This is a genomic window from Streptomyces sp. NRRL B-1347, assembly GCF_000720325.1.
Taxonomy (GTDB): Bacteria; Actinomycetota; Actinomycetes; order Streptomycetales; family Streptomycetaceae; genus Streptomyces.
On record NZ_JOJM01000030.1, the window covers coordinates 39,987 to 56,163 of the forward strand.

17 protein-coding genes and 1 pseudogene are annotated in these 16,177 nt (G+C 68.7%); 7 read left to right on the plus strand and 11 right to left on the minus strand.

The window, feature by feature from the left end; translation table 11 throughout:
* Position 1 precedes the first annotated feature (1 nt).
* Entirely contained in the window at positions 2–913 is a 912-nt protein-coding gene (locus tag IG74_RS0124360; protein ID WP_078869001.1) for a methyltransferase domain-containing protein, read from the minus strand.
* Positions 891–1,055, minus strand: coding sequence for a hypothetical protein (locus IG74_RS52195; RefSeq protein ID WP_158857739.1), 165 nt, complete (start codon positions 1,053–1,055; stop codon positions 891–893). The genes IG74_RS0124360 and IG74_RS52195 overlap by 23 nt, the downstream gene beginning before the upstream one ends.
* Before the next feature lie 194 nt (positions 1,056–1,249).
* On the opposite strand from IG74_RS52195, the gene IG74_RS52795 reads away from it, so the two are divergent.
* Positions 1,250–1,420, plus strand: a complete 171-nt coding sequence (locus IG74_RS52795; protein WP_199818881.1) for a hypothetical protein — start codon at positions 1,250–1,252, stop codon at positions 1,418–1,420.
* 155 nt (positions 1,421–1,575) lie between these two features.
* Here the strand turns inward: IG74_RS52795 and IG74_RS48100 are convergent, their stop codons facing one another.
* On the minus strand, positions 1,576–1,857 hold the full coding sequence (locus IG74_RS48100; protein ID WP_051855232.1) for a hypothetical protein: 282 nt from the start codon (positions 1,855–1,857) through the stop codon (positions 1,576–1,578).
* Positions 1,858–1,895: 38 nt separating this feature from the next.
* Between IG74_RS48100 and IG74_RS48105 the strand changes: the two genes are divergently transcribed.
* The gene (locus tag IG74_RS48105; RefSeq protein ID WP_051855233.1) at positions 1,896–2,462 is read left to right on the plus strand and encodes a hypothetical protein; all 567 of its coding nucleotides are present in this window, start codon (positions 1,896–1,898) and stop codon (positions 2,460–2,462) included.
* A 490-nt stretch (positions 2,463–2,952) separates the two neighbouring features.
* On the opposite strand, the gene IG74_RS0124380 is transcribed toward IG74_RS48105, so the two are convergent.
* Entirely contained in the window at positions 2,953–4,296 is a 1,344-nt protein-coding gene (locus tag IG74_RS0124380) for an erythromycin esterase family protein (protein WP_037825969.1), read from the minus strand.
* A 315-nt stretch (positions 4,297–4,611) separates the two neighbouring features.
* Between IG74_RS0124380 and IG74_RS54715 the strand changes: the two are divergent.
* Positions 4,612–5,682, plus strand: a pseudogene (locus IG74_RS54715) (IS630 family transposase).
* Between the two features lie 28 nt (positions 5,683–5,710).
* Here IG74_RS54715 and IG74_RS0124390 read toward each other — a convergent pair.
* Positions 5,711–6,583: an SDR family oxidoreductase gene (locus IG74_RS0124390; RefSeq protein WP_078869002.1), complete on the minus strand. Its 873-nt coding sequence runs from the start codon at positions 6,581–6,583 to the stop codon at positions 5,711–5,713.
* A 144-nt stretch (positions 6,584–6,727) separates the two neighbouring features.
* Here IG74_RS0124390 and IG74_RS0124395 point away from each other — a divergent pair, with 144 nt between their 5' ends.
* Positions 6,728–7,132 carry a winged helix-turn-helix transcriptional regulator gene (locus IG74_RS0124395; RefSeq protein ID WP_030681228.1) on the plus strand — a complete coding sequence of 135 codons (405 nt, stop codon included), beginning with the start codon at positions 6,728–6,730 and terminating at the stop codon, positions 7,130–7,132.
* 148 nt (positions 7,133–7,280) lie between these two features.
* On the opposite strand, the gene IG74_RS0124400 is transcribed toward IG74_RS0124395, so the two are convergent.
* From IG74_RS0124400 to IG74_RS0124415, 4 genes are all read right to left on the minus strand, one after another.
* Complete coding sequence (locus IG74_RS0124400) at positions 7,281–7,826, minus strand: hypothetical protein (RefSeq protein ID WP_030681230.1); 546 nt, start codon at positions 7,824–7,826, stop codon at positions 7,281–7,283.
* A gap of 86 nt (positions 7,827–7,912) precedes the next feature.
* Complete coding sequence (locus IG74_RS0124405) at positions 7,913–8,965, minus strand: TniB family NTP-binding protein (RefSeq protein ID WP_030681232.1); 1,053 nt, start codon at positions 8,963–8,965, stop codon at positions 7,913–7,915.
* Positions 8,962–10,491, minus strand: coding sequence for a Mu transposase C-terminal domain-containing protein (locus tag IG74_RS0124410; RefSeq protein WP_037825981.1), 1,530 nt, complete (start codon positions 10,489–10,491; stop codon positions 8,962–8,964). The genes IG74_RS0124405 and IG74_RS0124410 overlap by 4 nt, the downstream gene beginning before the upstream one ends.
* Before the next feature lie 146 nt (positions 10,492–10,637).
* Positions 10,638–11,543: a TnsA-like heteromeric transposase endonuclease subunit gene (locus IG74_RS0124415; RefSeq protein WP_324607511.1), complete on the minus strand. Its 906-nt coding sequence runs from the start codon at positions 11,541–11,543 to the stop codon at positions 10,638–10,640.
* 679 nt (positions 11,544–12,222) lie between these two features.
* Between IG74_RS0124415 and IG74_RS46125 the strand changes: the two genes are divergently transcribed.
* Together IG74_RS46125 and IG74_RS0124425 are read left to right on the plus strand one after the other, a co-directional pair.
* The gene (locus tag IG74_RS46125; RefSeq protein ID WP_051855238.1) at positions 12,223–12,687 is read left to right on the plus strand and encodes a hypothetical protein; all 465 of its coding nucleotides are present in this window, start codon (positions 12,223–12,225) and stop codon (positions 12,685–12,687) included.
* Between the two features lie 65 nt (positions 12,688–12,752).
* Positions 12,753–13,052: a hypothetical protein gene (locus tag IG74_RS0124425; RefSeq protein WP_234334435.1), complete on the plus strand. Its 300-nt coding sequence runs from the start codon at positions 12,753–12,755 to the stop codon at positions 13,050–13,052.
* A 133-nt stretch (positions 13,053–13,185) separates the two neighbouring features.
* Here IG74_RS0124425 and IG74_RS52800 read toward each other — a convergent pair whose 3' ends face one another.
* Positions 13,186–14,847: a hypothetical protein gene (locus tag IG74_RS52800; RefSeq protein WP_199818882.1), complete on the minus strand. Its 1,662-nt coding sequence runs from the start codon at positions 14,845–14,847 to the stop codon at positions 13,186–13,188.
* Positions 14,848–15,442: 595 nt separating this feature from the next.
* Between IG74_RS52800 and IG74_RS54720 the strand changes: the two genes are divergently transcribed.
* Positions 15,443–16,003 carry a hypothetical protein gene (locus IG74_RS54720; RefSeq protein WP_063761287.1) on the plus strand — a complete coding sequence of 187 codons (561 nt, stop codon included), beginning with the start codon at positions 15,443–15,445 and terminating at the stop codon, positions 16,001–16,003.
* Here IG74_RS54720 and IG74_RS54725 read toward each other — a convergent pair.
* Complete coding sequence (locus tag IG74_RS54725; protein ID WP_420709937.1) at positions 15,987–16,154, minus strand: hypothetical protein; 168 nt, start codon at positions 16,152–16,154, stop codon at positions 15,987–15,989. The genes IG74_RS54720 and IG74_RS54725 overlap by 17 nt on opposite strands.
* Between the last annotated feature and the right edge of the window lie 23 nt (positions 16,155–16,177).

Sequence of the window (16,177 nt, forward strand, 5' to 3'; positions counted from 1 at the left end):
GTCACGGCGCCGTTCGGACGCGCTGCTCACCTGACTCCACCGTGACCCGGTAGCCGCCCCACGTCGGCCAGCCCAGGTCAGCGTAGCTGCGGCGCTCGCGCTGCCCTCGTGTCTTCATGAAGTCGACCGCCCCGATGAAGGAGCCCGTCGCCCGCCCCTGCCCGTCGACGGTGAGGCGGGCTAGGCCGTCACACTGGAAGGGGCTGTCGAGAGGGGACAGAATCACGCCGCCGGGGCGTACCTGGTCGACCCAGGCCTGCGGGAGCCGGCGCACGGCGACGGTGGAGATGAGCCGGTCGTACGGAGCGCCCGGCGGATACCCCTCTTCGCCGTCCCCGACCACGAGCCGGGGTGCGCAGCCCACGGCACTCAGCGCGGTCTCGGCGTGCTCGGCGAGCACTTTGTCGATCTCGATCGACGTGATGGCGGCCGCACCGACACGCTCGGCCAGGAGCGCGGTACTGTACCCGGTGCCGGTGCCGATCTCCAGGATCCGCTCGCCGGGCTGCGGGTCCAGGTGGTGCAGCATGTCGACAACGACGGCCGGGCACGAGATGGACCCGCTGAAATCGCCGCAGTCGGTCGGCCCGATGGCGGGTACGGCTCCGTCGGCGATCTGCGTGATCAACGGGCTCCGGGCGCGGTAGACGGCCCGCAGCCACTGGCCGGGCTTCGTCCGCCGGTCCAGGAGCGGGAACAGCCCGTCCTCGGGGCCGCGGTGCGGCCACCACACACGGTCGGGCACGAAGGCCTCACGCGGCACGGCGAGGAACGCCGCGCGCAGCCAGGGCCGGTCGTGGAAGTGGCCGTGCTCGTACCTGTCGATCTGGGCGGCGCATTCTGCCCGCAACCGCTCCGCGGCCGCCACCGTGACCACCCCTGACGCCGGGTCAGCCGCCGCTTCCGGGCACATCCGGTGGGTCCTCCTCCTCGGGTGGCTCCTCGATGTCCAGGTCCTCTGCCGGCAGCGTCTCCTCCGGCATGGGGTTGCCGGGATCTCCCGGGGACGAGTACTCGCCGCCGACCTGGCCGTTGCCCTGCTGCCGGTGCGCCATGGCCCCTCCTCCACACTGCTGGTGCTGCGAGTCTGCGCGCGGCCACACCGTGATCGCCACACCCCATCCAGATCGTGTGCACATCCTGCACACCGAAGGTGTGGCGGTTCCGGCCCTCTGGCTCTGCCGAGACGCGTTGAGTAGCGTCACCGGCACAGTTCCAGCCGTGCACCACCGTACGGAAGGACGCGGTCATGCCCCTTGGGGACTTCACACCCCCGCCTCCACGCCGGAGCCTGCCCTTCGAGCGGCTCTTCATGACGAAGGCGGTCCGGCGAGTCCAGGCCCCGGCGGAGGCGCACGAGTACAAGAAGGAGCAGGGCAGCTCCGACGCCTCGCACACCTACGACACGACGGCCATCTGACGCCTGGGTGCGCGGACACGGCCCCGGACGGCTGGCTCGCGGGCGGAGGGGACGAGCGTGCTCAAGCTGTGCATCACGCCCTACCGGGACGCCACGTGGCGGTGGACCGGCAGCCGGTACGCCACCGCGGACGACGCGAGTCGGGTCCCCCCGTTTCAGGATCCGATGGTCGAGCACCTGGCCGTGGACGACGGACGGCGCTGCCTGATCGTGGTGCGCGAGCGCGTCGCGGACCGCGCGGTCTGCGACCCGGCTGTGCGGCGCATCTCCGCGGCCGCGTACGACGAGGCGCATGCGGCGCTGGCCGACTGGCCGGTGGACTGCGTGGCCGTGGAGACCATCCGGGACGAGCCCGCGCGGGTGATGGCGGGCCCGTGCCGCACGACGCCGCTGTACCTCGCCCACGACGGGGCGAGCCTGTACGGCTCGTGGGACATGGCGGACCTGCGCGCGCACGCCCGCCGGATCAACGTTCGTGAGGCCGCGCGGCTGCCTGTACCGCCCTCGCTACAGCCACGACACCCTGTTCGAGAACGTGTACCGGCTCACCGAGCGCTCCACTGCCTACTTCGGCGGTCACCTCTACCTGCGCTATCCCGGACCCGCCCTGCACACCGGCCCGCGCGAACTCGCGCCCGACGCGGATGTCCTCGGTGCCTTCGTCCAGGTCCTCGACGACGCCTTGGACGTACGGCCACTCGACGCGCAGCGCACCGTCTTCCACCTCACCGGCGGCTTCGACTCCGGCACCGCCGCCATGCAGGCCGCCCAGCGCCACCTCGGCGAGCTGAACACCGCGGCTCTGCTCATCAGCGGGCCGGGGCGGGTCCAGCAGGTGCGACGGCGCAAGCAGATGCGGGCCGCCGCGCCGTTCGGCCCCCGCGACGACATCGTCGACGCGGCCGTCGAGCTCCCGCTCCACCCCGCCTGTGCGCGGATACGCGCCGAGCCGATCAGCCCGTACGAAGAGCCCCCCTTCCGTGACCTGACAGAGGGCCTCACCTTGGGGGCGGCAACCCTGTGGGGAGTGAGCGCCCCGTGAGGCATTTGTCCTTCGACAGGGAATCTAGTCGGATGCAGCCTGCTGACCTGGGGCGACTGGGTTGGATGTCAACGGGAAGAATGATCTGTTCGCATTCAGAGGGCCCGTTCAGGTCTTTGGAGAGGTCCAGGATGAGGCGTCTTTTGCCGTCGGAGGTGACGTTCACGGCCGTGTCGCAACTCGCTCACGTCCACGAACTGGTCGGCGGCTTCACTGCCATGCTCGACCGGCACGACGCCACCGAACTGCAGCTCAAGAATGGGCGAAGGCCGTGTCATGGGCGTGAAAATCCACCCAGTCGGCACAGTCAGCTCGCCACCTGTGAACGATCTCTGCCTACGAGCACTTGCCAGGGCCACTTCAAGAAGTACGCCGACAGACAGCGTCACCTGCGGTCGGCGTGCGGTCGCAGGCCGGGGCGGCCGGGGGCCCGGCCCGGTGGTCGGCAGCCGCCCGGTTCACGCTGGGGCGCGTCCGGCGGCCGGGCCGGCTACAGCTTGCCTGCCTCCCGAACGGTGTGGAGGTGGACCAGGACGTCGTAGGCCTTGCTTATGGCGACCTCGGGGGTCTTGTCGTTCGGGTACTGGGTGCCGACGCTGTGGGTCGGGCGCGCTGTGCCCAGCCAACGGCGGGCGGTGGCAGGGGACGTGCGCAGGTCGGCGTAGTAGTCGCGGTGTCGGACCCGGTCGAGTGTGTGCTCGTTCGTGCCGGGGGCGGATGGGCCGACGGTGAATTTCTTCCACTCGCCGCCGAGCGCCTGGTCCTTGGAGAGGAAGGAGCCCCGGTCGAAGGTGGTGCCGATGGCCAGGTAGTCCGCGCCCAGGGTGTCGCGGAGGAACGAGCCCTGGGTCTTCGGGTACGTCGTGGGATCGGAGGCCGCGTAGCCTGCGTGGTCGTTGTGGGCCGACATCAGGATCCTGCCGCCGGTGCGCCGCTGCCACCATGCTGTGGTCTCGGCCATCACCTGGTCACGGTAGCGCTGCATGGCGGTCAACGATCCCTGGTCGCCGGGGTTGACGCTGAGGAAGGTGTAGGTCTGGGCGATGTTGCGTGCGTTCTGCAGAACGAACTCGAAGTCCTCACCGCCTCCGGACCTCTGACGTTGGACAAAGTCAAGCACTTGCTTCGCCTTGGCCGCGTTCCGCTGCCGCTCCGCGAGCGGGCGGTCCAGGTAGGCGATGGCGTCGTCGAGCGGGCGCAGACCGGTGAGGAGCTCGTTCAGGCGTGGCAGCGACTCCGGGCGGGTCCGCCGGACGTGGTCGGTGACGCTGTCGAAGACCCGTTCGTCGATGCTGGGCGCGCCGATGTCGTCGCCCAGGAAGTGGACCGGGCGGTCGGGGTGTTGGAGGTTGTGGTCGCGCATCCACTGGATGAGGGTCGCGAACTCCGCACGGTCCCAGGGGGATCCGGCCATGACCTCATGCACGATCTGCCGCGCGTCGCGGTCACCGTCGCCGCGCTGGAGGTAGTCTTCGATCCGTAGACCCGCCGACCAGCTGATCTCCAGGGCGAACGTGGTGAATCCCTTCTGCTCGACGAGGTAGCGGAAGACCCGGTCCTTCAGAGCGAAGAATTCGTGCGAGCCGTGCGTGGCCTCGCCCACGCCGACCACCTTGGCATCGCCGACCATCACCCCCAGGGCGCGAAGATCGGCCGTGCCGGTGCCCGGCTTCGCAGACCGTAGCGGATGGGCGATGCAGTCAAGGGCGCGGACGGGGTCCGACGCGGCGGCCGACGCGGGCGCCACCGGTGCTGCGTGCGCAGCCGCCGTGGGGGTCAGCGTCGCGGCCAGGGCGAGAGCCGCCGCCGTGCATCGCTTCCCATGGCCGATCATGTGCGATCACTCCTCAACGTGCTGGGTGTCAAGCGCTGCTGAGAAGATCATCACGCGCGCAGAGGCCCAGCACGCTGGGGTCGGCCCGACACCTTCCCGGGGGATAGCCCCCCACTCGCTCCCCAGTGCCTGGCCCCGTACGACTAGGTTCACTGGCAAGGAAGTCAAAACGACTGGGTTCGCTGTCAAACGACTCGATTGGATGACAGCGGACAATGACAGCGGGCATTTGTCCTTTGACATCGAAGTTACTGAGGTTGAACTCGTGGTGTCGTAGGGGCTGATGGCTCGTCGCCTATGCGGTATCACCGGGGCATGCGGTATCCACAAGGAGGCGGGCTGACTGCCGAACGGCAGCAGTTCCGCGAGGAGTTACGACTCAAGGCGGCCGAGTGGTTTGCCCAGGGCGAGGTGAGCTCGGTCATCGCCAAGGCCCTGCGCGTCAACGTCCGCTCGGTACAACGGTGGCGGCAGAATTGGGAGGAGGGCGGTCCGCGGGCCCTGCGGTCGCAGGGCCCAGCATCGCTGCCGAGGCTGAGTCAGGAGCAGTTCGCGCAGTTGGAGGCGGAGCTGGCCAAGGGGTCGGCCGCGCACGGCTGGGAGGACCAGCGCTGGACACTGGCGCGGATCAAGACGGTGATCGGTCGGCGCTTTCACATGGCCTACACGATCCAGGGCGTGCGGAAACTGCTGGCGCGTAACGGCTGGTCCTGGCAGGTCCCGGCCCGACGGGCCATGGAGCGGGACGACGGGGTGGTGGCCGGGTGGGTCAAGGAGGTGTGGCCCTGCGCGGAAGACTCGCGGCGGCCTGTGGAGCCTGGCTCGTCTTCGAGGGCGAAGCCGGATTCTCCATGACGCCGCCGCACGCGAAGACCTGGTCGCAGCGCGGCCGGACCCCGGTGGTGCGGGTCCGCGGCCGCTCCCGCAGACGGATCTCCATCGCCGCGCTGACCTGCTACAAACCCGGTCGCCGCTCCAGGCTCATCTACCGGCCCCGCCATGACGACGGCCGTCGCGATGGGCGCAAGAGCTTCTCCTGGCGCGACTACCGGGACCTGTTGATCACAGCACACCAGCAGCTCGGCGGCCCGATCGTGCTCGTCTGGGACAACCTCAACGTCCACAAGGCCGCCGACCTGCAAAAGTTCGCCGAGGCCCGGGACTGGCTGACCATCTACTACCTGCCGCCCTACGCACCCGACCTCAACCCACCCCGTCGAGGGGATCTGGTCCCTCCTGCGACGCGGCTGGCTCTCCAACGTCGCCTTCAGCACCCCCGAACACCTCGTCCAGTGCATCCGGCGCGGCCTACGGCACATCCAGTACCGCAGCGAACTTATAGACGGCTGCCTCGCCGAGACCGGCCTGACGATCAGACCCACCTGAGCAACCCGGCCACATCACAAGTTCAACCTCAGTCATGCAGGGCGACCGCGAGTGCCTCGGCCAGGGTCACGGGCGGGCGGCCGATCAGGCGGCGCAAGTCGCCAGAGTCGGTGTACATCTCGCCGCGGTTCATACCGCGGTCAGCGTCAGCGAGGACCTCCGCCAGCTCGGCGGGTAGGCCCGCGGAGGCCAGTACCTGAGCGAAGTCGGCCACTGGGAGGTCAGCGTAGGTAACCTGCTTTCCGGCCGCAGCGGAGATCGCGGCGGCGAGCTCAGTCAGGGTGAAGGATTCGTCGCCGCCGAGCTCGTACACGGCGCCGGTGTGGCCTTCAGCGGTGAGGACGACCGCTGCGGCCTCGGCGTAGTCGGCGCGGGACGCAGCGCTGATCCGCCCCTCGCCTGCGGCGCCGACGACCGCGCCGTTCTGCAGGATCTGCGGCAGTTGGCTGGTGTAATTCTCCAGGTACCAGCCGTTGCGCAGCAGCACGCTGGGTATTCCGCGGTCCCGCAGATACTCCTCGGTCTCGCCGTGCGTGGCACCGATGACGGTGGTGGCCGTGTCCGCGTGCGTCGTGCTCGTGTACGCCACTAGCGACACGCCTGCGGACGCCGCGGCGTCGATCACGCGGCGGTGGTTGGCGACCCGCTCGCTCACGGGGACCGAGGCCGAGATCAGCAGCAGCCTTTCCGCCCCCGCGAATGCCTCGGCCAGGCCGTCGGTGTCCGCGAAGTCGGCGCGGCGTACCGTGATGCCTCGGTCGGCCAAATCCTTGATCCCGGCGATGTCCCGGCCGGTCGCGATGATGTCCGCGGCCGGGATCCCGCGCCGCAGCAGTGCCTCGACGGTGAGCCTGCCCAGCTGGCCGGTGGCTCCGGTGACGACGATCGGCATGATGGTCATTCCTTCCTTCCGCGCGTGCCTTGCACGCCTGCCGCGGTCGGTCCGCGGCGGGATGGAACACAGAATGACCTGGACACTCTCTGTTGGGGAGTAGCCACTTCTTGGTAGGGTACTTACCGCAGCGAAAGCATTGAGGTGAGCCGTATGGCTGCTGTCGAGAACGTGACCGGGCCCATGCCTTCATTCGATCCGTACGAGCGCGGCTGCCCGTCGCGGGACCTGCTCGACCAGATCGGCAGCAGGTGGGCGGTCCTCGTGCTGGGCGAACTCGGCCGGAACGGGACCTCCCGGTTCGGTCATCTCCGGCAGGCGCTGGCGGGCGTGAGCGAGAAGATGCTCACCCAGACGCTGCGCACCCTCGAACGCGACGGGCTGGTCAGCCGGACCGTCTACCCAGAGGTGCCGCCGCACGTGGAGTATGAGCTGACCGCGCTCGGCCAGACGCTACGGGAACCGCTGAAGGCGCTCACGGAGTGGTCCGTGCTGCACATCGAAGAAGTCATCACCGCCCGCGAAGAGTACGACGACCGCACTGAGCGCACCAGGTAGTCAGCGGCGGCCAGCGGTCTGGGTCATAGACGGCCGCCTCGCCGAGACCGGCCCGACAATCAGACCCACCTAAGCCACCCGGCGACATCACGAGTTCAACCTCAGTAGTCGGGTGCAGTGCGCTGACCTGGGGCGACTAGGTTGGATGTCAAGGGGAGGCTGACCGCTTCTTGCGCTGTCTGCCGGATCGCGTGTAGTCGATGTAGTGGCGGATGCTGTGGTATTTGACCAGGTAGTCGTGGTCGTCCATGAGCTCGATCCAGATCTGCCTCTTGTTCAGCCCTCTGCTGATCATGTTCTCGATCAGGTCGGCGAGTTCGCCGGTGATGGGGTCGGCCAGCTGTCCCGTCTCTGTGGTGGTCAGGCGTGGGGTCTCCAGGGCGAAGCGGATATCCCAGCAGCGGAGGTTGTAGCGCTTGGCGAGCGTGTGGATCCGTGTGCCTTTCAGGGCTTCTTGGGCGATGCGGTGCGCCAGGTCCTGGCGCCGGGCGAAGGGATTCTTCCTGGGCAAGCGGCGGCGTGGCCTGTTGGCGCCGCCCAGGGCGCTGGCGTCGGCCAGGGCGCGTTCGAGTGCCTCGGGCGAGTGGCCTGCGACCGTGGCGAGGTGTTCGAGGAGCGGCCTGGCGAACCACTGCGGTGGGCCGGAGAGATAGCAGTGCAGGAAGCTGGGCTTGAGATGGTTGGCGCGGGCCAAGCGCCGGATGTACGAGTCGGAGGATTCTCCTAGGCAGGGGCGGAGGCGGACCGGCAGAGGCGCATACCGGGGCGGCAGTTCGCTGTTCATCGGGACGCTGCGGTCTTCGTGGCCATCGAGGCGGTGGTGTGGGCGGTGTGGTCGAGCGGAATGGCCTGCAGACTCTTCTTGGTGATCTTCTCGGTGCCGGTGAGGATGGCGTCGATCGCGGCTCCGCGGATGGCGTGTGAGAGGGATCCGATCATGCCGCCGGTATGGTCGTGGAGGAAGCGGTCCAGGCTGGTCAGCGTGCCGGGGCGGTGGTCGTGGAGCCGGAGGGTGTCTTCCATGGTGGCGACCAGGCCCTTCCATTCGCTGTTGTAGGGGAAGGGGCGGGAGGGGATCAGGGTGAAGCGGCCGGCGATCTGTGCGCCGCGTGTCCCGGACAGCAGGCTGGATTCGGCGATGTCGATGCCGGCATAGATGAAGGTGGCGGGCAGGCGCTCGGAGAAGTACTTGAGGGTGTCGGCGACTTCGGCGCCGTTGCGACTGGTGAGTGAGATGTTGTGGAGCTCATCGACCAGCACCATCCCGGTGCGTGTATCGGTGCAGACCCCGACCACGGCCTCGATGATGTCGGTCATGTTCGAGCGTGCCCGCACCGGCAGTCCCAGGAAGCGGGCGAACTCGGTGCCGATCATGCTGGCCGTCGCGGCCGGCGGGACGGTGACGTAGACGACCGGGATGCGGTCGGTGACGTGTGGGTGCCGGGCCCGGTCAAGGAGTTCGTGGGAGCGTCCCAACTGGGTGATGGCGATGGTCTTTCCGGTGCCCGCGGGGCCGGAAACGATCAGCCCTCGGCGGGCGCCGATCGCGTGGCGGTTGAGCAGGACCAGCCGACGGCCGCAGATCGCCGTCTTCTCGACGAACGAGGTGGCGATCGTGAGCATGCGGGCGTGATGGTCCAGGCGGTCTTCGTCGTAGAGGTCCCGCTCGGATACTGACATCTGCTGCCAAGCGCTCCGGGAGGCCAGGTCCGGGGGTGTGGGCGGCCCGTCGATGAACCTGTGCCATCCAGTGAGGGTGTTCAGCTGTCGGTCGGCCTCGGCGTCGGCATCCCGCAACACGGCTTGCCGAGCTGTCGGCTTGGAGAGGGTCACGGGCGCCTCCAGGGGTTGGCGAGCGGGTCGAACAGACCTAGCGGGATGACCTTGGCCGGTGAGGTGTCGGTGTCCTCATCCGTTGGTTCGCGGTTGGTCGGCGGATCGGGGATCTCCCGGCCTGGGGCGGTCGCCCGGGTGCGGGCGGCAATCCGGCGATCTTTCTGAGACCGTTTGACCGGAGGGTCCTTCTCACCCTGGGGGCCATCGTGGGCGCGCCGGAGCAGGGCGGCCGCCGCATCCGCGATCTGTGCCTCGTTGCCGTCCTGGACCTGTTGGCGGGCGTGGTCCCAAGCCATTTCGCCGAACGGGACGCCGACGCGGTGCAGGTGCCGCCAGAACACCGTGATCCACCGGTCCCGGTCGCCGCGGCGGTCGCGTACCCAGATCCGGGAGACGTCGTAGGGGTCGTGGTGGATCTCCCACAAGCCGTTCTTCTCTGCGATGCCGGAGCGCTGACGGCGCAGCGGGTTCAACTCCGGGCTGTCGTAGGTGCGGTGGTTGATCTTGATGCCGTAGGCGTTGATCGCCTGCCACCGTTCCGGCAGCAACTCGACGTAGTCCTCACCGCTCAGCGCGGCCGGGACGTAGCCGCTCGACTCCAGCAGCATCGCGTACTTCTCGTTCGGCGAGAACGCCCGCCTCGGTGCGTCGGGGTCGCGCAGGGCGTCGTGCGGCCGGTTCTGCCAGACGGCGACGATCCACTCGTCCAGCAGTTCCTGCAGCTCGGGCAGCGACCACAGTGGTCCGTCCTCCAAGTGCCTGCCGCGGCGGTCCACCGACCGGACGGTGTAGCCCGCGACGAACTGCGCGAACAGCGTCGCCACCGACCCCAGGGTCTTCTCGATCACTCCTTTCTCGAAGGGCGACGCCTTGTGTGTCGGCTGCAGCGTGATGCCCAGAAAGCGGCAGGAAGCGCGGAAGTTGTTCGAGATGAACAGCTTTCCGTGGTCGCAGACGACCGTCTCCGGAACGATCACCGGCCTCGCCGCCGCATGCTCCAGCCGCTCGTCCAGGGCCAGCAGTCGGCGGTGCGGCAGTACCGACCGGGACATGCGCAGCGACTCCGACCAGCCCGGACGCATCAAGTCTGGCGTGATGCTGCGGGCCACCAGGGCGGAGGCGTCGGCCGCCTTGGTCGTCGGCCGCAGCACCGCCGCGGTGATCGACCTCGACGCGATATCGACCAGCGCGGTCAACTCGACCTTCTCCGCGATTCCGTCGTCCAGCCTGACCAGGACATCCAGCGGACTGGAGTCGATCTGCATCAGCTCGCCCGGCGCGATGGCCGGGACTTCCCCGAACGGTCCGGCCGGACGCGCATGCAGCGAGCGGCGCGTAGTGGCAGAGCCGGTCGCATGTGTCCCGGCGGCCAGTTTGTCGAACAGCCGGTAGAGCGTGCGCTCGTGGGGCAGCTCGATGCCGTCGCCATCCTCGCCGGATGCCAGGATCTGCTTGGTCCGCCAGATGGTGAATCGGACTGTCCTTGAGGAGGCATCGGTCGTCTCGGCGATCGCTTGCCGCATCGCGTCGACCACCGCCGGGGCGATCTGGCCGAAGGGAGGCAGCTGCTTGGCCGAGCGGCCGTCGGCCAGCCCAACCAGCCCGTCGCGGTGATAACGCTGGCGCCGCTGCTTGACGCCGCTGGCCGTCATCCGATGGCCCGCCGCCGTCAGCTCGGCCGCCTTGGCCCGCTCGCGTTCGGCCAGCGAGTGCAGCCTGGGGTCGAACTCCGGCCGCGGCACCGCCCCTTGGGGAGCATCCGGCGGCAGACCATGCAGTACCTCCAAGATGTGCCCCTCCCACCAACGGGCCTGGTCAGCAGCCGTCTTGGGGAACTCCACGATCCGGGCAGTCGGCGGAACCCACCGCCCCTCCTCCGCCATCCGGCACCCCCACCGGCCAGGCGCACGACCGTGCGCGGCCCCAGCAGCTCGACCGCCATCCCCTCGGCGGACAACTCCTGCTGCCACAGAAGGTGGAACAACACGGGCAGCGTCGCCAGCCGGTCGCCGACGCTGTCGGCCCCGGCCATGAGCGGTCCCGGTTGCGAGGAAATCTCCATCAGCCGGGCCGCGACCGGATGTTGCCGGCAGCGGGGGTGACGGTAGCGCGACAGCCACCGCACGTTCGCCAGCAGCACCGTCTCCGGGGTCCCCACCCGCTCGAAGCCCCACCCGGCCTCGGCGCAGGCCCGGCGCGTCACCTCGAACGCTTCGGCATCGCGCGGTGCGATGCAGTCGTCGGCGCGGACGTCGACAACCATGGCCGAGCCATCCGCGCGGCGCAGGAAGAAGTCCGGGGCATGCCGACGCTCACGCGTCCCGTCGTGCCAGTGCAGCCAGAACGGCTGGGAGGCAACACCCACCACAGCCGGGTCGAAATCCATGAGCACGAGACGGTCCCGCTCCAGCCACGACTCGAAACCGACATGCTGCCGCGTCGTCGCCGCCCAGTACCAGCCCGGGAAATAGCGCCCTCCTGGCGGCCACCGAAACGGCCGTACCGGACGAGCATCCTCGAACCTGACCGACACACAGTCCAACAGCGGACGCCCCAGACGCTCGCGCTTGCCCACCACACTCGACACCTCGACGTACGGCGCCGTCCCTTCCGACCCAGCCGATACCGACATACGACACCCCCAGCCTGCTCACCCCTCACGACTAGATTCACTGTCAAAGAAGCCGAAACGACTGGGTTCACTATCAAACGCCTCGATTGGATGACAAAGCGACTGGGTTCGCAGTCAAAGGACAGCATTCGCCCACGGCAGACGGGCAAGAGCTCCACTGGACTGGAACCTTCTCCGAGACCATGTCAACGTAAAACGTTCCGGAAAACACCAGGTCGGCGACCGTTGGTGAGACCGGTGTGAAAGCGCGTGAGCCGTGAGGAATCCCCCCGGTAGGGCAGTTCCGGCAGGGTTCCATCGGTAGAGACAGGACGTGCTGTGCGGCGCTCCACGCGGCTATGGGGTCTTCCAGAGGGGCCGGTGTTGACGTGCCGCGCCGTGCGGTTTCGGTCGGCCCTGCGGGAGACAGAGCAGGTCTCCGCCCGTGTGGACTGCCACGAAGTCCCACCGGTACCCGCCCGAAAGGGTGGGTACCGCACCCTCGACGGAGATCGCTACGGTTCTCGAAGTCGGGGCGGCGGCCCTGGGAAGGGCAACGACAACCGTGGCTGCGTCCAACGCCTGCTTCTCGCGCTGCACGCCGCCTTGGCAGTACTCCATGACCACCGAATGACCACCGAACATGACGAAGGGAGACCTGGTGAAACGATCGGCCGTCTTAGGTCTGCACTCCGCCGTTGTGGCCCTTGCCGCATCGGCGTGCCTCATCGGAGGCGCCACGTTCGCCCAGGCGGACCCGGCCGGGGACCGAACCGTACCGGGAGGCGGGCACGGGTACCGCAGTTCCGCGACCGACAAGTGTCTCGACGTCCCGGTCCGTTCGTATGAAGTGAGCGCTGAGGTCGGGTCGTTCGACTGCAAGAGCGGGACGAACCAGAAGCTCGCCTCCACCGAGGTGGGCACGTTCACCGGCAGCGGGATGGGAACGTCGCCGTCGCAGGCAGTGGGCGGCGCCACCCGGATGGCCTACTCGATCGCCCAAGGGGCTGGCTGGCAGGCGAACCAGTGCCACGTCCGTGCCACCGATGTCAGGTGGGTAGGCGGGGGCGTGTACTCCGCGGTCGCCAGTCTGTTCTGCCAACGCTGAATCACACCAACCTCCAAAGAACGGATACCGACATGAGCTCGATACTCATTCGAGGTGGGGCTGTCATGGCTCTCGCGGCCCTCGCCGCGCTCGCACCGACCGTCGCGCAGGCAAGCACGCAGGCAAGCACGCAGGCAAACACGCAGGCCAGCACTCAGGTCGGCGCACAGGAGACGCAGGTGTTCACCGGCTTCCACTCCGGCAACAGCCCGAAGGAGGCGAAGCGGAAAGCCGAGACTGCGGCCCGCCAGCACGCGATGGTCGGCGGCTTCCTCAGCGAGCAGTGCGTACTGCTCTACGCCAACTCCAGCCGGATGGGGCCCGGGTACTACTGGGGCGACGCCGCGGTCAGCTGCACCCGCTGATCAGCTGCCACCGCTGATCCGCTGATCATCCCCCGTTGAGGCGAACCGGTGCGCCTCAACGGAACCCGCCTTCCCTGCCCACAACAGACCTTCCCTGTCCGGACGTTGGCGGTCCTGTGACCGCATCCACGACTCACAGTCGGTCGAGTCCGTCTTCGCGGACCCTCAGGGCCAGGTCGATCTTCGTGTATGCGGGTCTGCCCGCCGCTTGGTATTTGGCCTTGACCTGGCTGAGGTAGTACTTGGCCGTGTTCGGCGTGACGCCGGCCCGTCGGGCCGCGGCCTTGAGGGTCAGGCCGGAGGCGTAGTCCAACAGGATGCGTAGCTCCTTGGGAGCGAGTCGCGGTACGACAGGTCTGGCGCTCGCTGTGTCGAGCCCGTCTCCGTGGGTGATGCCGCTCAGCCAGCCGGGTAGATCGGCGGCGGCGAAGTCGTGGGTGAAGACCTCCGGACGGCGGCCGCAGGAGTACACGTCGTCCCGTATGCCACCGTGCTCGCGGAAACCGAGGGCCTGGACCAGGACTTGGTAGTCCGGGCTGGCAGTGGAGACGACCAGGCGCTCGCCCTGGACAGCCTGCCGCAGGACGTACCGCAGCAGGTGGGCACGTGCGGCTGTTTCGGTGCAGTGGGCGACGCCCAGAAAGAGCCCGCCGGCGGTCAGTGTCCTGCTGTGCTGTTGGAGCAACGGTTCCAGACCGTCCACCGTGTGCGCGCCGATCGGCATCAGATTGGCCAGGCCGATCGCCCGGCCGTCCCGGTCGCGGGCGAGGTGGAACGCGGAGATGTCGTCCGCGCCCCAGCGCTCGGTGAAGCGGTCGCAGCGGCGCAGGTCGAAGCCGCTGTCCAGTGCCCATCGGCGCATCAGCCGCCCGATGTCGTCGGCGTCCGCGGCGACGGCGGTGTGGAAGCCCACCGCGTGCTCGTCGGCCGGGAACAACTCGCGGCGCAGCAGCGGGTCGCCGGTGAGGAAGAGACCCTGGTCGGTGAGGTCTGCGCGCTCCTTGGCGTCGCGAGCACGATCGAGCAGGGTCAGGCGGTAGTCGCGGGCCCGGGTGCGGACGCTGTCGTGTGCCTCTGGCCGCCGCCACCGGTAGGCCAGTTCGAGCACCGTCCGGTACGGTTCCGTGATCCGAAGCCCGAGGGTGTCGCGGTTGACGATGCTGAGCGCGGCGAGCGAGGAGAAGTGGTCCGGACCGCCGGGCAGCAGCTCCTCGTCCCCGCACCGCACGGTGGCGAGGAGCCGTAGCGAGTGCCGCCACCGTCTGCCGGGCAACTCGCGGCCCAGCCGGTCCAGGATCACTTCGGCGAGTTGGTCGGCGACCGCGCCGGGGGACACGTTCGACACGCCGGAATCCAGGGCACGGCGGGCGGCGTCCGAGAGCAGCGGGATACCGCCGCCCAGGCGGGCCACGAGTACCCGACCTTCGGCATCCTCGATTCCTGCGGCACGAGTGGGGAGTTCCCCGTTACGGATGGGCCCCATGGTGACGGTGACGGCGCCCGAGTAAGCCCAGTCAGGATGGGCCAGGACCGGCCGGCGGCTGACGACAACCACGGTCGGGTGCTCGCCTCCGGCGTCGTCGAGCACGGCGCGCAGTACGTTCAGGCGCTGTTGGCCGTCAGCGCTGTCGATCACCAGCATGCGCCGGGCGGGATCAGCCAGAGCCCCGCGCAGTGCGATGAGTGCGTTGGGCCGGTCGAGGTCCACCGCGGTCGCGTTCTCCAGGCGGCCCGCCAGGAACGACTTTCCCACTCCCAACGGGCCGGTCAGGTTGACCAGTCGGTGGCTGGCCACCGCCGCACGTAACTCCTCCAGCACCTGCGATTCTTCCTTCCAGCCCCGCCCGCAGACACGTTTCTGTCCCCGGGTTCCCTGTCTGACGATGGACTGTATCGATGTGCCCGCTTCCCGTGGAAGGCGCCGCAACGTCTCTTCTGCGCAGGCTGCCGATCGCGGGGCCGGCCGGTGATGGAGGTCCGGGTCACGGGGCATCACAGGGCAGTGGCAGCAGGAGATCAGGGACGGTGTGACGCTGGCGGCGATGAGACGTATGCGTTCCCTCCGTGCCGCTCACCGCGGCGGCCACCGCTGTGGCCGCTCTGGGCCTGACCGTGGTCTCGGGTGCCCCCGCTCAGGCCGCCACTCCACTTCCCGCCCGTGTCTTCGCCCCCCTACACACCTCACTGCCCATCGACACCAAGTCCTTCGGCGCCGACATCAAGCCGACATCAAGACGATCCAGGGCCGCGGGGGAGACGTCATCGCCTCCTTCGGCGGCTGCACGGCGGACACCACCGGCGCCGAGATTGCCGGCAGCTGCACCGACGTCGACCAGATCGCCGCCGTCCACCAGAAGGTCATCACGACCTACGACATCCCACGGCTCAACATGGACATCGAGGTCGACGCCCTGGACAACACCGCAGGCATCGACCGGCGGAACAAGGCCATCGAGACGGTCCAGGACTGGGCCGCCGCCACTGGGCGCGAACCGGAGATCTCGTACACCCTGCCGACGACGACCAAGGGCTTGGCAGCCAGCGGTCTCGCCCTCCTCAGGAACGCGATGGCCAACGGTGCGCGGGCCGACGTCGCCAACATCATGACGCTCGACTACTACGACAACGCCCTGCACGACATGGCCCAGGACACCACCAAGACCGTCGCCCAGGGCCTGTACGACCGACTCGCCAGGCGCTGCCCGAGCAAGACCCCCGACCAGCTCTGGGGCGTGATCGGCATCACCGAGATGCCGGGCGTCGACGACTTCGGCTGGCCGAGACGTGACTTCTCGCTGACGGCGTCCCCCGCCACCGCCACGCTCAAGGCGGGCGGCTCCACCACCAGTACGGTGCAGACCTCGGCGACCGCAGGCACCGCCCGGACCGTCACCCTGACCGCCAGCGGCGCACCCGCCGGAGTCACCGCCTCCCTCATCCCACCTCAGTGACGGCCGGCGGGACGTCGACGCTCACGGTCTTCACCACTACGGCGGCCGTCAACGGCACGTACGACATCGTGGGCACGGGTACGAGCCCGCAGCCCGCGCACTCCACGACGTACTCCCTGACCATCACCGGCGGCAGCGGCAACCAGTGCACAGCGACACCCTGGGCCGCGAGCA